The sequence below is a fragment of the Atopobium deltae genome (genome assembly GCF_001552785.1).
Classification (GTDB): domain Bacteria; phylum Actinomycetota; class Coriobacteriia; order Coriobacteriales; family Atopobiaceae; genus Atopobium; species Atopobium deltae.
The window spans coordinates 198,122-213,141 of record NZ_KQ959516.1; the positions used below are offsets into that span (position 1 = coordinate 198,122).

Genomic DNA, 15,020 nt, shown 5'->3' on the forward strand with positions numbered 1-15,020 from the left:
ACAGCTTTCTACAATGGCTTTTAAAACAGAACGGCGCCCACAAAAAAGAAAACACTTACGATAAGAAACAGTATATCGCGAGTGCGCATGCACAGCGCCACGAAGCTCGGCTCGCGGGCGCCATAACATCTATCCTGCATAGCTTGCCCCAGCTCGTCGGCCTGCTGGAGCAAAAGTACGATGGTGGGAATAAACACCGACAGCCACATCGACATGCGCTTGAACAGATTTTTTTGCTCAAAACGCACGCCGCGCGAACGCTGCGCGAGCACAAGCTGATTGACCTGCTCGATGCTTAGGGGCAAAAAGCGCAGTGCAATGGTTAGCATCATAGCAATATCGTTTACAAGAAACCTTCGATCGAGAGCCCCGCAGCGATGACGCTCAAGCGGTTGCAACAGCGCGCGAATAACATCGACGATTTGCACCGCTGTAACGGTCGAAAATACCAGCATAAAATAGCTTGCAAGCACATATATCCTTGCCAGCGCAAACATACTTTGCTGCAAGCGCTGCGGCGTAATGCCGCAGGAACCGATGAGCGAGATGCTGCCCGAACCATCGAGCACCAATCCGTTGAGCACGATACTTATGCAGGTGATCACCACAAGTGGTCTGACGAGAGGAGTGTACAGCCGAAACGGTATGCGCGAAGCAAAAAGTAACAGTAGCTGTAACAGCGCCAACAGCGCCAGCCCCACGTAGGAGCGTACAAAAAAGATGCTCACAAGTAAGCATGCTGCCGCTGCAAGCTTGGCGGCGGGAGCGATGCCTGGCAAGTCCATGGTAGAGCGCGTAAGCGAGTAGACTGCTGAGTGCGTCTTTGAAGCAAAACTTGTCATCGTTGGCACCCCTCGCCTATCACGTGACCTTGTGCAACAATGCGACCCTTCTCGACCGCGCACTCCCGCTCCACCACGTGTCCCTCGTCAAGAAGCAGATGCGCGCTCGCCAGATCCATCCAGTCTTCGGTATCGTGAGTGATAATGAGCACCGCGCAACCACGCTGACAGAGCTGTGCAACTAGCGTTTGCAGCTCGTAGCACCCCTGCGCATCAAGACCGCAGGTCGGCTCATCAAAGATAAGCACGCGCGTTTGCATACTCAAGACGCCTGCTATAGCCACACGCCTGGCTTGACCCCCCGACAGGCTAAAAACCGATCGGTCAAACAACTCTTCAGAAACGCCCAACGTCCGAAGCGCAGCGATTGCCTGCGCGCGAGCTTGCACAACCGACAAACCTTGCTGCAAAGGACCAAACATTACGTCATCCAGTACGGTGTCACAAAAAAGCTGGTCAGCAGTTCGTTGAAACACAAAGCCCACCTGCGAAGGACGCACGGGTTGATCCTCGTACAAGACCTTACCTGAACTTGGCTTCATAAGCCCTGCAAGCACCAGCGCAAGCGTTGTCTTTCCCGCTCCTGACTTTCCGCTGACAAGCGTGAGCTCGCCCGCATGTAAATCTAGGGAAATGTCATCAATAAGAGCTTGTCTGCACGCGCGGTGGGACTTATGCGCGTCAGGCTTTTGCAACACGTTTCGCGAAGTGTTGCAAACAACAGCGAGTTTCTCGGCGTGCAGTATAACATTGTGTTGAGGGGCAGGAGTCGTTGCCTTTGAAGTATTCTTCTCGCTAGGAGCAAATTTCGGCTGTGCGCTATGACTTTGGCCGTGTCGAGTGATAAGACCAGAGCGGAGCATCAGTTCGTCTGAGGAAAGCAACACCTCAGGAGCGCCAGACCACAGCAAACGCCCCTGCTCAAGTACCAGAACGCGCGTTGCATCTTGCAGCGCGCCCGCATCGTGTGTTGCCTCGAGCACTGCCACTCCGCTGGCCAGCAGCGTTTTAATATGCTTTCGGACCGCCTTTCGCGCAGCCTGATCGAGCTGAGAATCCACCTCATCAAGCAGCAATACCTGCGGGCGCATCACCATAACCCCAGCAAGCGCAAGACGTTGCTGCTCACCACCCGATAAATCATGCGTCAAACGCTGCTCAAAACCATCCAGACCAACCTTATGCAGAGCCTCGGATGTACGACGCCGAACCTCATCATGTGGCAGCCCCAGATTGCGCGGACCAAACGCAAGCTCATCAAAAACGACCGACGAGACGAGCTGCGTCGTGGGATCCTGGCGCACAAGACCGACACGCTGTTTAATCTCGCTTGAGGGTAGATCCTCAAAGTTGCGACCGTTGAGGCATATGGAGCCCGCCGAAGGTTTAAGCGTTTGATTTGCAAGGCGCAGTAGCGTCGATTTACCCGAGCCGTTACTGCCAACCACACACACATGTTCGCTGGCGAGAAGTTCAAACGAAATGTCACGCAGGGCATATGACCCTGCGTTTTTTGTATCATACGAAAAATCTATGTGATCAAAACGAAGCATTTTTCTAGCATACGTTTTCTTGGGTGGTATGCAAACTGCTTACCACAAACAACAGACTTTTCTAGGGGATATTTATTGCGTGTATCCCAAAACTACAGTCACAGCTGAGCGGGACCGAAATTTTCGACCCCGCTCTGCTTTCACTCTATAGTACGTTTATAAACATGCACCGTTGCATCTAAAACGGCCAGAAGAAATATCCTAAAAGGCATAGTAAAAGTGATAATAGGTCAATAATGACAAATGCTACGTACCATCTAAATGGCTGCTTTAATCCCGTTTCGTTAAACCAAGGGCGCGGCAATAGTACTACATAGCAGAAGATCGACCATATAATGCCCTTAAGCAATGTATTTTCAAACTCCAGCGAAATGAAGTGTACTCCCATCATCCTAATCAGTTCAAGTAAAAGCGCACCCATTGCAAGCAGTGTCACCGTATAATAGACGTACTTATACAGTTTGCTGTTATAGATGTCATTCATCTCGCGCGGCAAGACATCATCAGTATGTTGTGACATTTATTGTCTCCTCCACTGTGAGATAGACGGGTTTTCCCCAACGAATATATTTAAGTCTTTTGGTTTTTTGCGTGAGCTTCAGACCATGATTCGATTGATTGGGAATTCTATTATGAAGTGCATTTAGGATATCTGCGATTTTCCCACTAACCTTTCCAGCTATTCTCGTTGCTGGGAAGAACGATAGAATCACTCCAATCACAGTTGCCACAGTAGCCGCAATACCAATTGCGTCTCGTATAGATTTATAGGAGACATATTTATACGAGATTTTGCCTGAGGATCTGGTGGCAAAATACGACCCACCGTCCTCACTTGAGGCGGTCTGTATCTCATCAAGAGAAATCGTTTTTCCTGTTATGGAAGAATACAGTGTACGAGCTTTTTTATCGTAGGAAAAGAATGATTTTTCACCAGTTGCAGTATTGGTGACTGTAACGTTTCTATGGTGATCAGTATTAGCAATTGTAATCTTAGAGAGTTGTTTGTCTTGAACAACTTCAAAAGAATCATTTGAAACTTGGCGTACGCTTACAGAAGAACCGTTAGCATCAACAGTAGTTTGTGCATACGCACCACAGGGAATAGAAGAAAATACCAACACAGCCGATAAAGCTCCTGAAATAATAGTACGTACTGTTTTTGGACTCATGATGAGCCTCCTTTGATACGCTTTTAATAGAAATTGGTGGAGCAAAGGTAGAGCTAGGGTAGAAAAGTTTCACGTACCCCCTTTCTTTCGTGTGTTGGATTCTCCTTTCGTCTCGTGGTTTTTAACTTGCTTTAAAAATACGCTTTTTCATATAAAAGCGTATGAGAATTACGCCAACGGTATATTTTTTACCGCAGGCGTAAGCTGGTATTATAAACTGTATATTAACTGAATTCAGTATGATTTCAAGCTATAAAAATTTGCTGGATTGTGGGCCCCAAATCAAAAAAAGCAGACGCCCCGCGCTTTGCGGGACGTCTGTTTCATACACTTTTGTGACACAGCTGGGTCAACGTACCAGCTGCAATTTTTAGCTACTCAGCTTTGGGCTCTTCAGCCTTAGCCTCGTCTGCTACAGCCTCGTCGACCTTGGCGTCGTCAGCCTTAGGGTCGTCAGCAACAACCTCGTCGATCTTGGCGTCATCAGCAGCAGCCTCGTCGATCTTGACATCGTCGGCCTCAGCAGCATCAGCAGCGACCTCGTCGGTCTTCTCGACAACTTTGGTCACCTTCGTGACGGTTGCGGGAGCCTCCGTTGCCTTTGCAGCCAAAGTCTCGTTGACGAGCTCGATGATAACAACCTCGGCGTTATCGCCCTTGCGAGCGCCAAGTTTCATAATGCGTGTGTAACCACCATTGCGGTCGGCCCACATACCCTGTGCAGCCTTCTGGAAGACCTCGGATACCAATGCGGGGTCATTAAGCTTGCTGATAGCATTGCGGCGGGACGCGAGGTCACCCTTCTTGGCCCAGGTAATAATGCGATCAACGTCAGGGCGAATGGCCTTGGCGCGCTCAATGGTAGTTTTAATGCGGTCATGGGTGAGCAAAGCACTTACCAGGCCGTTCTTGATGGCCTTAGTGTGGCTTGCGTCAGTACCAAGCTTCATACCGCGCTTTTTGTTATGCCTCATTCTTACTACTCCTCTAAGCGTGTAAGTGGCGGGGTTTAAGGTTTAAGACCAAGCCCCATCGATTCAAGCTTATCTTTAACTTCCTCGATGGACTTGACGCCGAAGTTACGGATGTTGAGAAGATCGTTTTCGGAGAACTCAACCAGCTGGCGTACAGAATGAATAGCTGCACGCTTGAGGCAGTTGTAGGAACGAACCGAAAGGTCCAAGTCCTCAATCTGCTTATCAAGATCGCTGTTATCGTCCTGCTCTTCAGTCGCGAAGATGGATTGCTCCTCTGGCTCCTCGGGTTGCTCGGCCAAGCTCATAAACGCAGCCATGTGCTGGTCAATGATGTTGGAAGCCTCTACAACAGCATCGCGAGGTGCGATGGAACCATCGGTCTCGACTTCGAGGATCAAACGGTCGTAGTCGGTGTGCTGGCCAACGCGGCAGGGTTCAACTACCTTGGCGCAGCGGCGCACGGGAGAGAAGCGCGAGTCAATGTGAACAATACCGATAGGATCGGAATCACGCTCGTTATCCTCGCCGTTAACGTAACCACGGCCGACGCCAATGTGCAAAGACATCGACAGGTGAGCACCCTCGCCTAAGTGGCAAATGACGTGCTCAGGATTAATAAGATTGAACTGCGATGGAACGGAGAAATCACCGCCACAGATTGTTGCGGGACCATCGATGTTGATGCTTGCTTCAGCCTCGTCGCCTGTACCTGTCGCTGCAAATACAAGCTCTTTGACGTTTAAGACGATGTCGGTAACGTCTTCATAGACGCCCTCGATCGAAGTGAACTCATGCTGCACGCCATCAATTCGAATAGCCTCGACAGCAGCGCCCTCCAAAGAAGACAAAAGAACACGGCGCAGGGAGTTGCCCAAGGTGTCGCCGTAACCGCGCTCCAAAGGCTCGACAATAACGCGAGCGAGCGTGTCTTTGATCTCCTCAACAGAAACTGTAGGGCGGATAAATTCGGACATGTATACCTCCAACCAGAGCTAAACTACTTGGAGTAGAGCTCGACGATGAGCTGGGCATCAAGATCAAGATCGATTTGATCGCGGCTCGGGAGTTGCAATACGCTACCCTGGAGCTTCTCGATATCAACCTCAAGCCACGCGGGTACCGTCATGTGCTCGGTGGAAATTAATGCTTCTTTAATAGGAAGCAAGTCCTTGGCTTTTGCTGCAACTGCAACAACGTCGCCAGCTTCTACACGGTAGGAAGGAATGTCCACGCGCTTGCCATTGACGGTAATGTGTCCATGACGAACGGTTTGACGAGCTTCCTTACGAGTACGAGCAAAGCCTAGACGGAAGACAACATTGTCAAGACGAGTCTCGAGAATAGCCAACAGGTTGTCACCCGTAATGCCTTCAATCTTCAGAGCCTTCTCGTAGTAACCACGGAACTGCTTTTCTAATACGCCATAAATAAACTTAGCCTTTTGCTTCTCACGCAGCTGTTGACCATATTCGGACTCGTTGCGATGTTGACGCTGGGGCTGACGATTGGACTTCTTGTTGATTCCCATGACGATGGGATCAATGTCTAGAGACCTGCATCTTTTCAGAACAGGCGTCCTATCCACTGCCATGTTAGTAATCCTTCCTTACTACACGCGACGACGCTTGCACGGACGGCAACCGTTGTGCGGAATGGGGGTCTTGTCCTGAATGCTCGAAACTTCAAGACCTGCTGCCTGAAGTGAGCGAATTGCAGTCTCGCGACCAGAGCCAGGGCCCTTTACGAAGACGGCCACCTTATGCAGACCGTGCTCCATTGCGGCCTTAGCGCAAGCCTCTGCTGCCATCTGTGCGGCGAAGGGGGTCGATTTACGAGAACCCTTGAAGCCAACAGTACCAGCAGACTGCCAGGCGATTACATTGCCCGCTGGGTCAGTAATCGAAACAATTGTGTTGTTAAAGGTGCTCTTAATGTGAGCCTGTCCAACAGCAATGTTTTTACGCTCAGAGCGCTTTACGCGAACGCGAGCGTTTTTCTTTTGTGTAGCCATTGTCTAGTCTCCCTACTTCTTCTTACCGCCGACCTGACGACGCTTACCCTTACGGGTACGAGCGTTCGTGTGGGTGCGCTGGCCATGGACAGGAAGACCTTTGCGGTGACGCAAACCGCGATAGCAACCAATCTCCATGAGACGGGCTACATTCTGGCGAACCTCACGGCGGAGGTCACCCTCAACGGTATAGTTGTCGCTAATAGCGTCACGAAGCTTTGTTACTTCGTCCTCAGTGAGGTCACGAACATGAGTATCTGGATTTACCCCAGCAACTTGACAAATCTTGTTAGCGCTGGTGCGGCCAATGCCGTAGATATAGGTCAGACCGATCTCGACGCGCTTCTCGCGCGGGAGGTCGACACCGTTAATACGGGCCAACTTGTGCTCCTCTCTTAGCCCTGGCGCTGTTTATGGCGCGGGTTCTCGCAAATCACGTAAACCTTACCGTGACGGCGAATCACTTTGCACTTATCGCACATCTTCTTGACGGAAGGACGTACCTTCATCTCTGTTTCCTCTCGATAGTTCTGATGAACCCTCGTGCTTGGTGGCCGACCAGGTGGCGCTGATCATGCACTATCTACTCGCCCAGCCGCAGGCGTGAATACCATACTGTAAAAACAGCAAGCACTTATTTATAACGATAGGTAATGCGCCCGCGAGTAAGATCATAGGGAGAAATTTCCACGACGACCTTATCTCCAGGCAAAATACGAATATAGTTCATTCGAATCTTACCCGAGATGGTGCACAGGATTGTGCTACCGTTTTCGAGCTCGACATTGAACATAGCATTTGGCAAAGGCTCAAGCACCTTACCCTCAAGCTCGATTGCGTCTTGTTTGCTCACCCTGTATACCTCTCCTCGCACAATATAGGCGATTAGACATCATACCTAAGTTATAGATACTTTTGCAAAAACATCATGAATTGCACACACAAGCGTACGGGTACGGGCGAGAAGACCGGCGAGGTCGCACACACCACTCACGCACGCAACTCACGTGAAGTCTTTTAGAGCTGGCCTCCATACATCGAACACCATGGACCGTCAGCATCTGCCGAGACTACCACCGGACCATCTTGCGTGATCGCAATGGTATTCTCGAAATGCGCCGACAACAAGCCGTCAGCGGTCGAAACCGTCCAGCCATTCTCGGCAGTGTAGACCTCGGGGCTGCCCAAGGTAATCATGGGCTCAATGGCCAACACCATGCCGACCTGTAGACGAACCCCGCGACCCCGCTTTCCATAATTGGGAACGTTGGGATCCTCGTGCATGTCGCGGCCAACGCCATGACCCACGTAGTCGCGCAACACGCCATAGCCGTGCTTCTCGGCAAGGCTTTGGCATGCGTAACCAATGTCACCGATGTGGTTTCCAGGAACTGCCTGCGCAATCGAAGCCTTAAGGCAGTCGCGCGTCACTTCGCACAGCGCCTTGGCCTCATCGGAAGGCTCGCCAACGTAGAAGGTCCACGCGTTGTCGCCTGCCCAACCGTTGACGGTAGCTCCCGTATCAATCGAAACAATGTCGCCCTCGGAAAGGCGAACGTCAGCAGATGGAATACCATGCACAACTTCATCGTTTACGCTCGCGCAAATCGAACCTGGAAAACCTTGATACCCCTTAAATGTCGGGATAGCGCCATGCATACGAATGACGCTCTCCGCAATTTGATCAAGCTCTAAGGTACTAACGCCAGGCCTAATAGCAGCGCCAACGCGACGTAATGCCAGTTTTGACACGGCACCTGAAGCTTTGAGTTCTTCAATCTGCTGCGGTGTTTTGATAATAATCATAGACCGAGCCGATCCTTTACTGTTGTATATACCTCATCAACAGGCCTGTCCCCATCGACCTTGACGAGAAGACCGCGCTTCTCGTAATACGAAATCAAGGGGAAGGTTTGTTGCTGATACACATCCAAACGATGTGCAATCGTTTGTGGTTTGTCATCTTCGCGCTGATACAGTTCGCCCGAGCACTTGGGACATACGTTGTTGCGCTCACTTGCTGCTTGGGCGTTGGTCATGTACCCGCAGTCACGGCAGGTACGACGCGAGCTCAAGCGCTCGATAATGACGTCGTTTTTGACGTCGACGAGAAGGGCATCCGTGATACTTTTGCCCAAGGTCTCAAGCTCTGCGTCAAGCGCTTGCGCTTGTGCAACATTGCGAGGAAAACCATCCAAAATAAAGCCAGCGGCGGCGTCGGGGGCACTTAAGCGCTCCTTCACAAGGCCGATAACCAGCTCATCGGGAACGAGTGCGCCCGTCTTCATAAACGACTGAGCCTGAATACCCAGAGAGCTCTGTGCTTTAACAGCCGCACGAAGCAAATCTCCAGTCGAGATATGAACAACGCCAAACTCATCCACAAGCCTTTGAGCTTGGGTTCCTTTGCCAGCGCCAGGAGCGCCTAATAATACGATGTTCATGTGTCTCACTCTTTCCTAACGCTTACATGAAGACTACATCTGCTTACAACCGCGCACGAACGCATACGAGCACACGCGAGCGCGGGATGGACTTGGCAAGGCTTATTTGAAGAAGCCCTCATAATTGTGCATCTTGAGTTGTGCCTCAAGCTGCGAAATGGTGTCTAAGCCAACGCCTACCATAATCAAAATGGAGGTACCACCAAAGGTTCGAATGAGCGCATTGGAGGTAAAGGTAAAAACAATGGATGGCACAACAGCGATCAATGCCATGAAGATTGCTCCTGGCAAGGTAATGTGATCAAGCGTGCTCTTAATGTACGCCGCTGTTGCAGAACCAGGACGAACGCCTGGAATAAAGCCACCCTGCTTACGGAGGTTATCGGCAGTATCGTCTGGATTGAAGACCATCGACGTATAGAAATACGCGAAGAAGACGATGAACATGACCGACAAAATCCAGTTCACCCAGCCAGTCGAGATTGCATTCGCAAAGCCGCTGATCCAGGCAACGCCTGGGAAGAAGACGGCAATCTGGGCGGGGAAATACAAAATGGTAGACGCAAAGATGATGGGGACGACGCCAGCCGTATTGACCTTAATGGGCAAATAAGTTGACTGACCACCCATGATACGACGCCCGATAACGCGCTTAGCATACTGGATAGGGATCCTGCGCTGACCACGCTCGATGTACACAATGAAGGGTACGACAATAGCGATGATCAGCAATGTTCCTGCTGCGTACAGAAGACCCATGTTGCCAGAGCGAATGGTGCTCTGGATAGCCGTGGGAAAACCACTCATGATGTTGGTAAAGATAATCAACGACATGCCATTACCAATACCGCGCTGCGTAATAACCTCACCAAGCCACATGATCATGATGGCACCAGTGACCATGGTTACTACTACAACAGCATCCATGAGCAGCTCTGGCGCGCCAGTATTGGCAAAGCTAATGCCAAAGGCGGGGCTCTTGTACAAGAATAAATAGCCAATAGCGCTGATAAACGCGAGCACAATCGTAATGTAGCGGTTGTACTGGGTAATCTTGCGCTGACCCGACTCGCCTTCCTTCACTAATTCGGCCAAAGAGGGAACGACTGTCTGCATCATCTGCATGATAATTTCGGCAGTGATGTAGGGCATAATACCCAAGCTAAAGAGCGAGACACGCGAAAGCGCACCGCCCGAGAAGAGGTCTAATACCGAAATAAAGTTCGCGTTTGCTGACGCAGACTTGTATGCCGCGAGCATTCCCGCGACAGGAATGCCCGGTACAGGCAGGTGTGCACCAAGCCTGTACAGGAGCAAAATACCAAGCGTCAATAAAATTTTGTTACGCAATTCCTTAATACGGAATGCATTGGCGATTCCCTTTAGCACGGGAGATCAACCTTTCCTCCAGCCGCTTCAATTTTAGCTTGAGCAGAAGCGGAAACCTTGTCCACCTTGACCGTAAGCTTCTTGGTGAGCTCACCGTCGCCGAGAATCTTAACGGGAATAAACTCACTCTTAATGACGCCCTTCTCGAGAAGAGCAGCGCCATCGACAACGTCGCCGTCATTAAAAAGACCATTCAGACGAGAAACGTTGACAGGGGCATATTCAACGCGGTTGATGTTTTTGAATCCAGGAAGCTTAGGAAGGCGCATAGCCAGTGGCTGCTGTCCACCCTCGAATCCCGAACCCTTACCGCCACCTGCGCGAGAGAGCTGACCGTTTTGGCCGCGGCCACAGGTCGTGCCATAGCCAGAGGAGTTACCACGGCCTACACGCTTGCGAGCCTTTTTAGCGCCCTGAGCAGGACGAAGATCATTGAGTTGCATACCGGCTAACTCCTTAGTTCTCTTCTACGGTCACGAGGTGCTTGACCTTAAAAATCATGCCTCGGACACTGGGATTATCGGGAAGAATTGCGACGTCGCTAATCTTGCGAAGGCCCATGGCGCGGCAGGTAGCCGTCTGGTCCTTCTTGACGGAAGCAACAGCGCTACGCACGAGCGTAACTTTAAGAGTCTTTTCTGCCATGATTATTTATCCTTCCCGACGAACATTTCACCGACGGTCAGGCCACGACGCTCGGCGGTTTGCTCGGGACTCTCGAGTTTTTTGAGGCCCTCAGCAGCCGCTTTAATCATATTCAATGCGTTGTCCGTACCAAGCGAGTTGGCAAGTACATTGGTAATACCTGCAAGCTCGAACAGGGGACGTACGGGACCACCAGCGATAAGACCGGTACCTTCAAAGGCAGGCTGAATAAAGACGCGGCCTGCACCATAGTGACCCTCTACCTCGTGCGGTACGGAACCAGACTCGGTAATGGGTACCTTAAACATATTTTTCTTAGCGTCCTCGACTGCCTTCTGAATAGCCAGGGGTACCTCAGCCGAACGACCGGAGCCAAGGCCGACATTACCTTTGCCATCGCCGACTACTACCAGCGCGACCAACGACATACGACGGCCACCCTTAACGGTCTTGGAAACGCGGCGAATGTATACGACGCGCTCCTGAAGATCAGTCTCTTGCTGGCGCTTACGATCACGTGCCATCTAAATTCCTCCTAGAACTTCAGGCCCGCGTTGCGGGCTCCATCTGCGAGTGCCTTGACACGACCATGATAGAGGCGACCACCACGATCGAACGTAACGACCGTTACGCCCTTCTCGATGGCGCGTTTTGCAACGAGCTCGCCTACAAATTCAGCAGCCTCTTTGTTGGAAGCTACCTTTCCTGTTGCCTTAAACTCAGCATCGAGCGTGGAGGCAGTGCAAATAGTTTGAGCTTCTACATCGTTAATAAGCTGTGCATAAATGTTGCTGTTTGTGCGATGTACACTCAAGCGAGGACGTTCGGCGGTGCCAAAAATCTTGGCACGAATGCGGCGTTGGCGGCGCTTCAGACCAAGCTTCTTTGCCTTAAACTTATTCATCAACACTCCTTTTTATGCCGACACCTGACGGGGTGACGGTCTTGTTATTTTGCAAGTCTTACGATTACTTAGCAGCCTTACCAAGCTTGCGACGAATGTGCTCGCCAGCGTAGTGAATACCCTTGCCCTTGTATGGCTCAGGTGGACGCTTGCCGCGGATCTCGGCCGCAACCTGACCGACTTGCTCTTTTGAGATACCCTTGACGCTGATGTGAGTGTTGTCGGGAACCTCAAAGGTAATACCTGCAGGTGCAGAATATACGACAGGATGAGAATAGCCCAAAGAGAGCTCGAGGTCTCTACCTTTGAGCATGGCACGGTAACCTACACCCGTCAGCTCGAGTTTCTTCTCGAAACCCTCGGAAACACCCGTCACCATGTTGTGGATAAGGGTGCGGGTAAGGCCCTGCTGTGCATTGGACTCGCTCGTCTCGTCTACACAAGTGACGAGAAGTTCGTCGCCCTCGTGAGCAATGCTGACGAGGTCAGAAAAGACGCGCGAGAGCTCGCCTTTTGAGCCTTTGACGCTTACGTGAGTGCCGTCGACTGTCACAGTGACTCCAGAAGGAATCTGGACAGGCTTTTTACCGATACGAGACACGGTGTCTCCTTTCCTAATTCCTTGAGTCTTACCAAATGTATGCGATGATTTCGCCACCGACGCCAGCCTTACGGGCGTCGCGATCGCTCATCATGCCTTTAGATGTCGAAATAACTGCGGTGCCCAAACCACCCAACACGCGGGGAAGGTCGTTCACTGCAGCATAAATGCGAAGACCAGGTTTCGAAATACGACGAATGCCCTTGATGGTCTTAGCGCGGTTCTTACCATATTTAAGGGTGATGGTAAGAATGTTCTGGGGCTTGGCGTCCTCGATGACGTAGCCCTCGATGTAGCCCTCTTCGCCAATAACACGTGCAATCTGGGCAAGTACCTTGGTAGAAGGCATAGAAACTGTCTCCTTACCAGCGGAACTTGCATTGCGAATGCGTGTAAGCATATCGGCAATAGGATCGGTAACGTTCATGTAGTGTTCTCCTTTGTTAGAGATGAATTTCCCTATCCGGTTCGCTTAAACCCGTAGTAAAAGCGCCTGGATACGGCTGCTTTGGCGGCAAGCCTTACCAGCTTGCTTTTTTGACGCCAGGAAGCTCGCCGGTGCTTGCAAGCTCGCGGAAGCATACACGGCACAGACCAAACTTGCGATAGACGGAGTGGGGACGCCCACAACGCTGGCAACGGCTCTGCGTACGCGTAGAAAACTTCGGCTCGCGTGAAGCTTTGACGATCATCGATGTCTTAGCCACAAATCCTCCTTATAAAGTCGTCTTGGCCCGATGTCAAGGCGCGACTTACCATGTGAATAGTATCTTCTCGTTAGTTCTTCTTGAAGGGGAAGTTAAAGGCCTGCAACAGCGCCTTACCCTCTTCATCGGTTTGTGCGGTGGTCACGATGGTGATATCCATACCGCGCGTGTGATCGACCTTATCGAAGTCAATCTCGGGGAAGATGAGCTGCTCGGTAATACCCATCGAGAAGTTACCGCGGCCATCGAAGCTCTTGGGAGAAACACCGCGGAAGTCGCGAATGCGAGGGATTGCAATAGCAATCAGGCGGTCGAGAAACTCCCACATGCGCTCACCACGAAGGGTAACTTTTGCACCAATGGGCATACCAGCACGAAGATGGAAGGTAGCAATAGATTTACGAGCACGGGTAACGATGGGCTGCTGACCAGTAACGGTGCGCAGATCGGCAACGGCAGCGTCAATAGCCTTGGAATCGGTGGCTGCCTCGCCAACACCCATGTTTACCACGATCTTCTCGAATTTAGGAATCATGTTGACGTTGGTGTAACCAAATTGCTTTTGCAGCTCATCGCGAACGGTGGCGTAATAGCGCTGCTTTAAGCGAGGGACAACTTTATCCTTCTTATCTGCCATAATATCTCCTTAACAACGGTGGATTATGCGCGGGGTTGGCCTCGCGCCCCTTTGTTTGGCATGCAAAGGGCCATAACACGCCCATTACACATAGACATGCATCGATAAAGTTTAGTGTTTTTGAATTGCTATTGCTAGCATAGAATTTATATTTTTGAGAATTGCCAAAATTTGTACATCTAACCTGCACATCTACAGGCGCCCTGTGGTCTGCTAGCAGTTTGTGATCTACTTGCATCTTGCAGTGCAAAGCTCGGAACGTAATGAGCGACGACTCGGGACGCGAACAGATAAAAAGTACGAGCTCGCAGGCGGATATGCCCACGAGCTCGCATCATGTTTTACGCTTTCACGCGTCTCACGTTTCACGCGTTTACGCGGTTGCGCGTTGAATAAAAATTACAGAGCCTCACCAGAGCGCTTAGCAAAGCGCACTTTGTTGCCCGTCTCGTCAAAGCGATAGCCTACACGCGTGGGCTTGCCAGACTTGGGGTCAACCAGCGCAACGTTGGAAACATCAATGGCTGCTTCCTTCGAAACGATGCCACCCTGCTGATTGGTCTGCGTTGGGCGCACGGCCTTTTTGATAATGGCAACGCCCTCGACAATAACCTTGTTCTTGGAAGGAAATGCGCGCAGAACCTTGCCCTGCTTGCCCTTATCCTTGCCCGAAATAACTTCCACAAGGTCGTCTTTTTTAATGTTCATCTTAGACATTGTATTCGCTCCCTTGCCTACAGCGTCTCAGGTGCGAGAGAGACGATCTTCATGTACTTACGATCACGCAGCTCACGGGCAACAGGCCCGAAGATGCGGGTACCGACTGGAGCGCCGTCTTTGTTGATGACAACACAAGCGTTTTGGTCAAAACGGATGTAGCTGCCGTCCTTACGACGGGTCTCTTTGACGGTGCGGACAATAACGCAACGAACGATATCGCCCTTTTTAATGTTGCTACCAGGGGTAGCTTCCTGAACAGCGCCAATAACAACGTCACCAATGCGGGCGTAACGACGTTTGGAGCCGCCCAGAATCTTGATGCATTTCACGCGACGCGCGCCGGAGTTGTCGGCGACGACGAGCATGGTCTCTTGTTGAATCATCAGATCCTCCGAACATGTTCCATCAGAGGTGTGCC

General features: G+C 51.1%; 24 protein-coding genes. All 24 read right to left on the reverse strand.

Features of this window, described 5'->3' with window-relative positions:
• Positions 1 to 20: 20 nt before the first annotated feature.
• Complete coding sequence (locus HMPREF3192_RS06045) at positions 21 to 842, reverse strand: energy-coupling factor transporter transmembrane component T family protein (RefSeq protein WP_066306443.1); 822 nt, start codon at positions 840 to 842, stop codon at positions 21 to 23.
• The gene (locus HMPREF3192_RS06050) at positions 839 to 2,395 is read right to left on the reverse strand and encodes an ABC transporter ATP-binding protein (RefSeq protein ID WP_066306444.1); all 1,557 of its coding nucleotides are present in this window, start codon (positions 2,393 to 2,395) and stop codon (positions 839 to 841) included. Before HMPREF3192_RS06050 ends, HMPREF3192_RS06045 begins: the two co-directional genes overlap by 4 nt.
• Positions 2,396 to 2,573: 178 nt before the next feature.
• A complete protein-coding gene (locus HMPREF3192_RS06055) occupies positions 2,574 to 2,915 on the reverse strand; it encodes a hypothetical protein (protein ID WP_066306447.1) in 342 nt (113 codons plus the stop codon).
• Entirely contained in the window at positions 2,899 to 3,567 is a 669-nt protein-coding gene (locus tag HMPREF3192_RS06060) for a hypothetical protein (RefSeq protein ID WP_066306450.1), read from the reverse strand. Before HMPREF3192_RS06060 ends, HMPREF3192_RS06055 begins: the two co-directional genes overlap by 17 nt.
• Before the next feature lie 374 nt (positions 3,568 to 3,941).
• Entirely contained in the window at positions 3,942 to 4,541 is a 600-nt protein-coding gene (rplQ, locus tag HMPREF3192_RS06065; protein WP_066306453.1) for a 50S ribosomal protein L17, read from the reverse strand.
• Positions 4,542 to 4,576: 35 nt separating this feature from the next.
• Positions 4,577 to 5,518: a DNA-directed RNA polymerase subunit alpha gene (locus HMPREF3192_RS06070; RefSeq protein ID WP_066306455.1), complete on the reverse strand. Its 942-nt coding sequence runs from the start codon at positions 5,516 to 5,518 to the stop codon at positions 4,577 to 4,579.
• A 23-nt stretch (positions 5,519 to 5,541) separates the two neighbouring features.
• A complete protein-coding gene (gene rpsD / locus HMPREF3192_RS06075; RefSeq protein ID WP_066306458.1) occupies positions 5,542 to 6,135 on the reverse strand; it encodes a 30S ribosomal protein S4 in 594 nt (197 codons plus the stop codon).
• Positions 6,136 to 6,153: 18 nt separating this feature from the next.
• Positions 6,154 to 6,555 carry a 30S ribosomal protein S11 gene (gene rpsK / locus HMPREF3192_RS06080; RefSeq protein WP_066306462.1) on the reverse strand — a complete coding sequence of 134 codons (402 nt, stop codon included), beginning with the start codon at positions 6,553 to 6,555 and terminating at the stop codon, positions 6,154 to 6,156.
• A gap of 12 nt (positions 6,556 to 6,567) precedes the next feature.
• Positions 6,568 to 6,936: a 30S ribosomal protein S13 gene (gene rpsM, locus HMPREF3192_RS06085; protein ID WP_066306465.1), complete on the reverse strand. Its 369-nt coding sequence runs from the start codon at positions 6,934 to 6,936 to the stop codon at positions 6,568 to 6,570.
• A gap of 14 nt (positions 6,937 to 6,950) precedes the next feature.
• Positions 6,951 to 7,064, reverse strand: a complete 114-nt coding sequence (gene rpmJ, locus HMPREF3192_RS06090; RefSeq protein ID WP_002563183.1) for a 50S ribosomal protein L36 — start codon at positions 7,062 to 7,064, stop codon at positions 6,951 to 6,953.
• A gap of 125 nt (positions 7,065 to 7,189) precedes the next feature.
• Positions 7,190 to 7,408, reverse strand: a complete 219-nt coding sequence (infA, locus tag HMPREF3192_RS06095; protein ID WP_028263469.1) for a translation initiation factor IF-1 — start codon at positions 7,406 to 7,408, stop codon at positions 7,190 to 7,192.
• Between the two features lie 164 nt (positions 7,409 to 7,572).
• Positions 7,573 to 8,361, reverse strand: coding sequence for a type I methionyl aminopeptidase (map, locus tag HMPREF3192_RS06100; protein ID WP_066306467.1), 789 nt, complete (start codon positions 8,359 to 8,361; stop codon positions 7,573 to 7,575).
• On the reverse strand, positions 8,358 to 8,999 hold the full coding sequence (locus HMPREF3192_RS06105) for an adenylate kinase (RefSeq protein ID WP_066306469.1): 642 nt from the start codon (positions 8,997 to 8,999) through the stop codon (positions 8,358 to 8,360). The genes map and HMPREF3192_RS06105 overlap by 4 nt, the downstream gene beginning before the upstream one ends.
• Positions 9,000 to 9,101: 102 nt before the next feature.
• Complete coding sequence (gene secY, locus HMPREF3192_RS06110) at positions 9,102 to 10,388, reverse strand: preprotein translocase subunit SecY (RefSeq protein ID WP_066306471.1); 1,287 nt, start codon at positions 10,386 to 10,388, stop codon at positions 9,102 to 9,104.
• Positions 10,382 to 10,831 (reverse strand): 50S ribosomal protein L15, encoded by a 450-nt coding sequence (rplO, locus tag HMPREF3192_RS06115; RefSeq protein WP_066306472.1) that lies wholly within the window; start codon positions 10,829 to 10,831, stop codon positions 10,382 to 10,384. Before rplO ends, secY begins: the two co-directional genes overlap by 7 nt.
• Before the next feature lie 13 nt (positions 10,832 to 10,844).
• Complete coding sequence (gene rpmD, locus HMPREF3192_RS06120; protein ID WP_066306474.1) at positions 10,845 to 11,033, reverse strand: 50S ribosomal protein L30; 189 nt, start codon at positions 11,031 to 11,033, stop codon at positions 10,845 to 10,847.
• Between the two features lie 2 nt (positions 11,034 to 11,035).
• A complete protein-coding gene (gene rpsE, locus HMPREF3192_RS06125; protein WP_066306479.1) occupies positions 11,036 to 11,557 on the reverse strand; it encodes a 30S ribosomal protein S5 in 522 nt (173 codons plus the stop codon).
• An 11-nt stretch (positions 11,558 to 11,568) separates the two neighbouring features.
• A complete protein-coding gene (rplR, locus tag HMPREF3192_RS06130) occupies positions 11,569 to 11,937 on the reverse strand; it encodes a 50S ribosomal protein L18 (protein WP_066306481.1) in 369 nt (122 codons plus the stop codon).
• 64 nt (positions 11,938 to 12,001) lie between these two features.
• Positions 12,002 to 12,538 (reverse strand): 50S ribosomal protein L6, encoded by a 537-nt coding sequence (gene rplF, locus HMPREF3192_RS06135; protein ID WP_066306485.1) that lies wholly within the window; start codon positions 12,536 to 12,538, stop codon positions 12,002 to 12,004.
• A 28-nt stretch (positions 12,539 to 12,566) separates the two neighbouring features.
• Entirely contained in the window at positions 12,567 to 12,965 is a 399-nt protein-coding gene (gene rpsH, locus HMPREF3192_RS06140) for a 30S ribosomal protein S8 (RefSeq protein WP_066306486.1), read from the reverse strand.
• A 94-nt stretch (positions 12,966 to 13,059) separates the two neighbouring features.
• Complete coding sequence (locus tag HMPREF3192_RS06145; protein WP_066306487.1) at positions 13,060 to 13,245, reverse strand: type Z 30S ribosomal protein S14; 186 nt, start codon at positions 13,243 to 13,245, stop codon at positions 13,060 to 13,062.
• A gap of 70 nt (positions 13,246 to 13,315) precedes the next feature.
• A complete protein-coding gene (gene rplE / locus HMPREF3192_RS06150; RefSeq protein WP_066306489.1) occupies positions 13,316 to 13,882 on the reverse strand; it encodes a 50S ribosomal protein L5 in 567 nt (188 codons plus the stop codon).
• A gap of 399 nt (positions 13,883 to 14,281) precedes the next feature.
• A complete protein-coding gene (rplX, locus tag HMPREF3192_RS06155) occupies positions 14,282 to 14,599 on the reverse strand; it encodes a 50S ribosomal protein L24 (protein ID WP_066306491.1) in 318 nt (105 codons plus the stop codon).
• Positions 14,600 to 14,616: 17 nt separating this feature from the next.
• Positions 14,617 to 14,985, reverse strand: a complete 369-nt coding sequence (rplN, locus tag HMPREF3192_RS06160; protein ID WP_066306493.1) for a 50S ribosomal protein L14 — start codon at positions 14,983 to 14,985, stop codon at positions 14,617 to 14,619.
• Positions 14,986 to 15,020 lie beyond the last annotated feature (35 nt).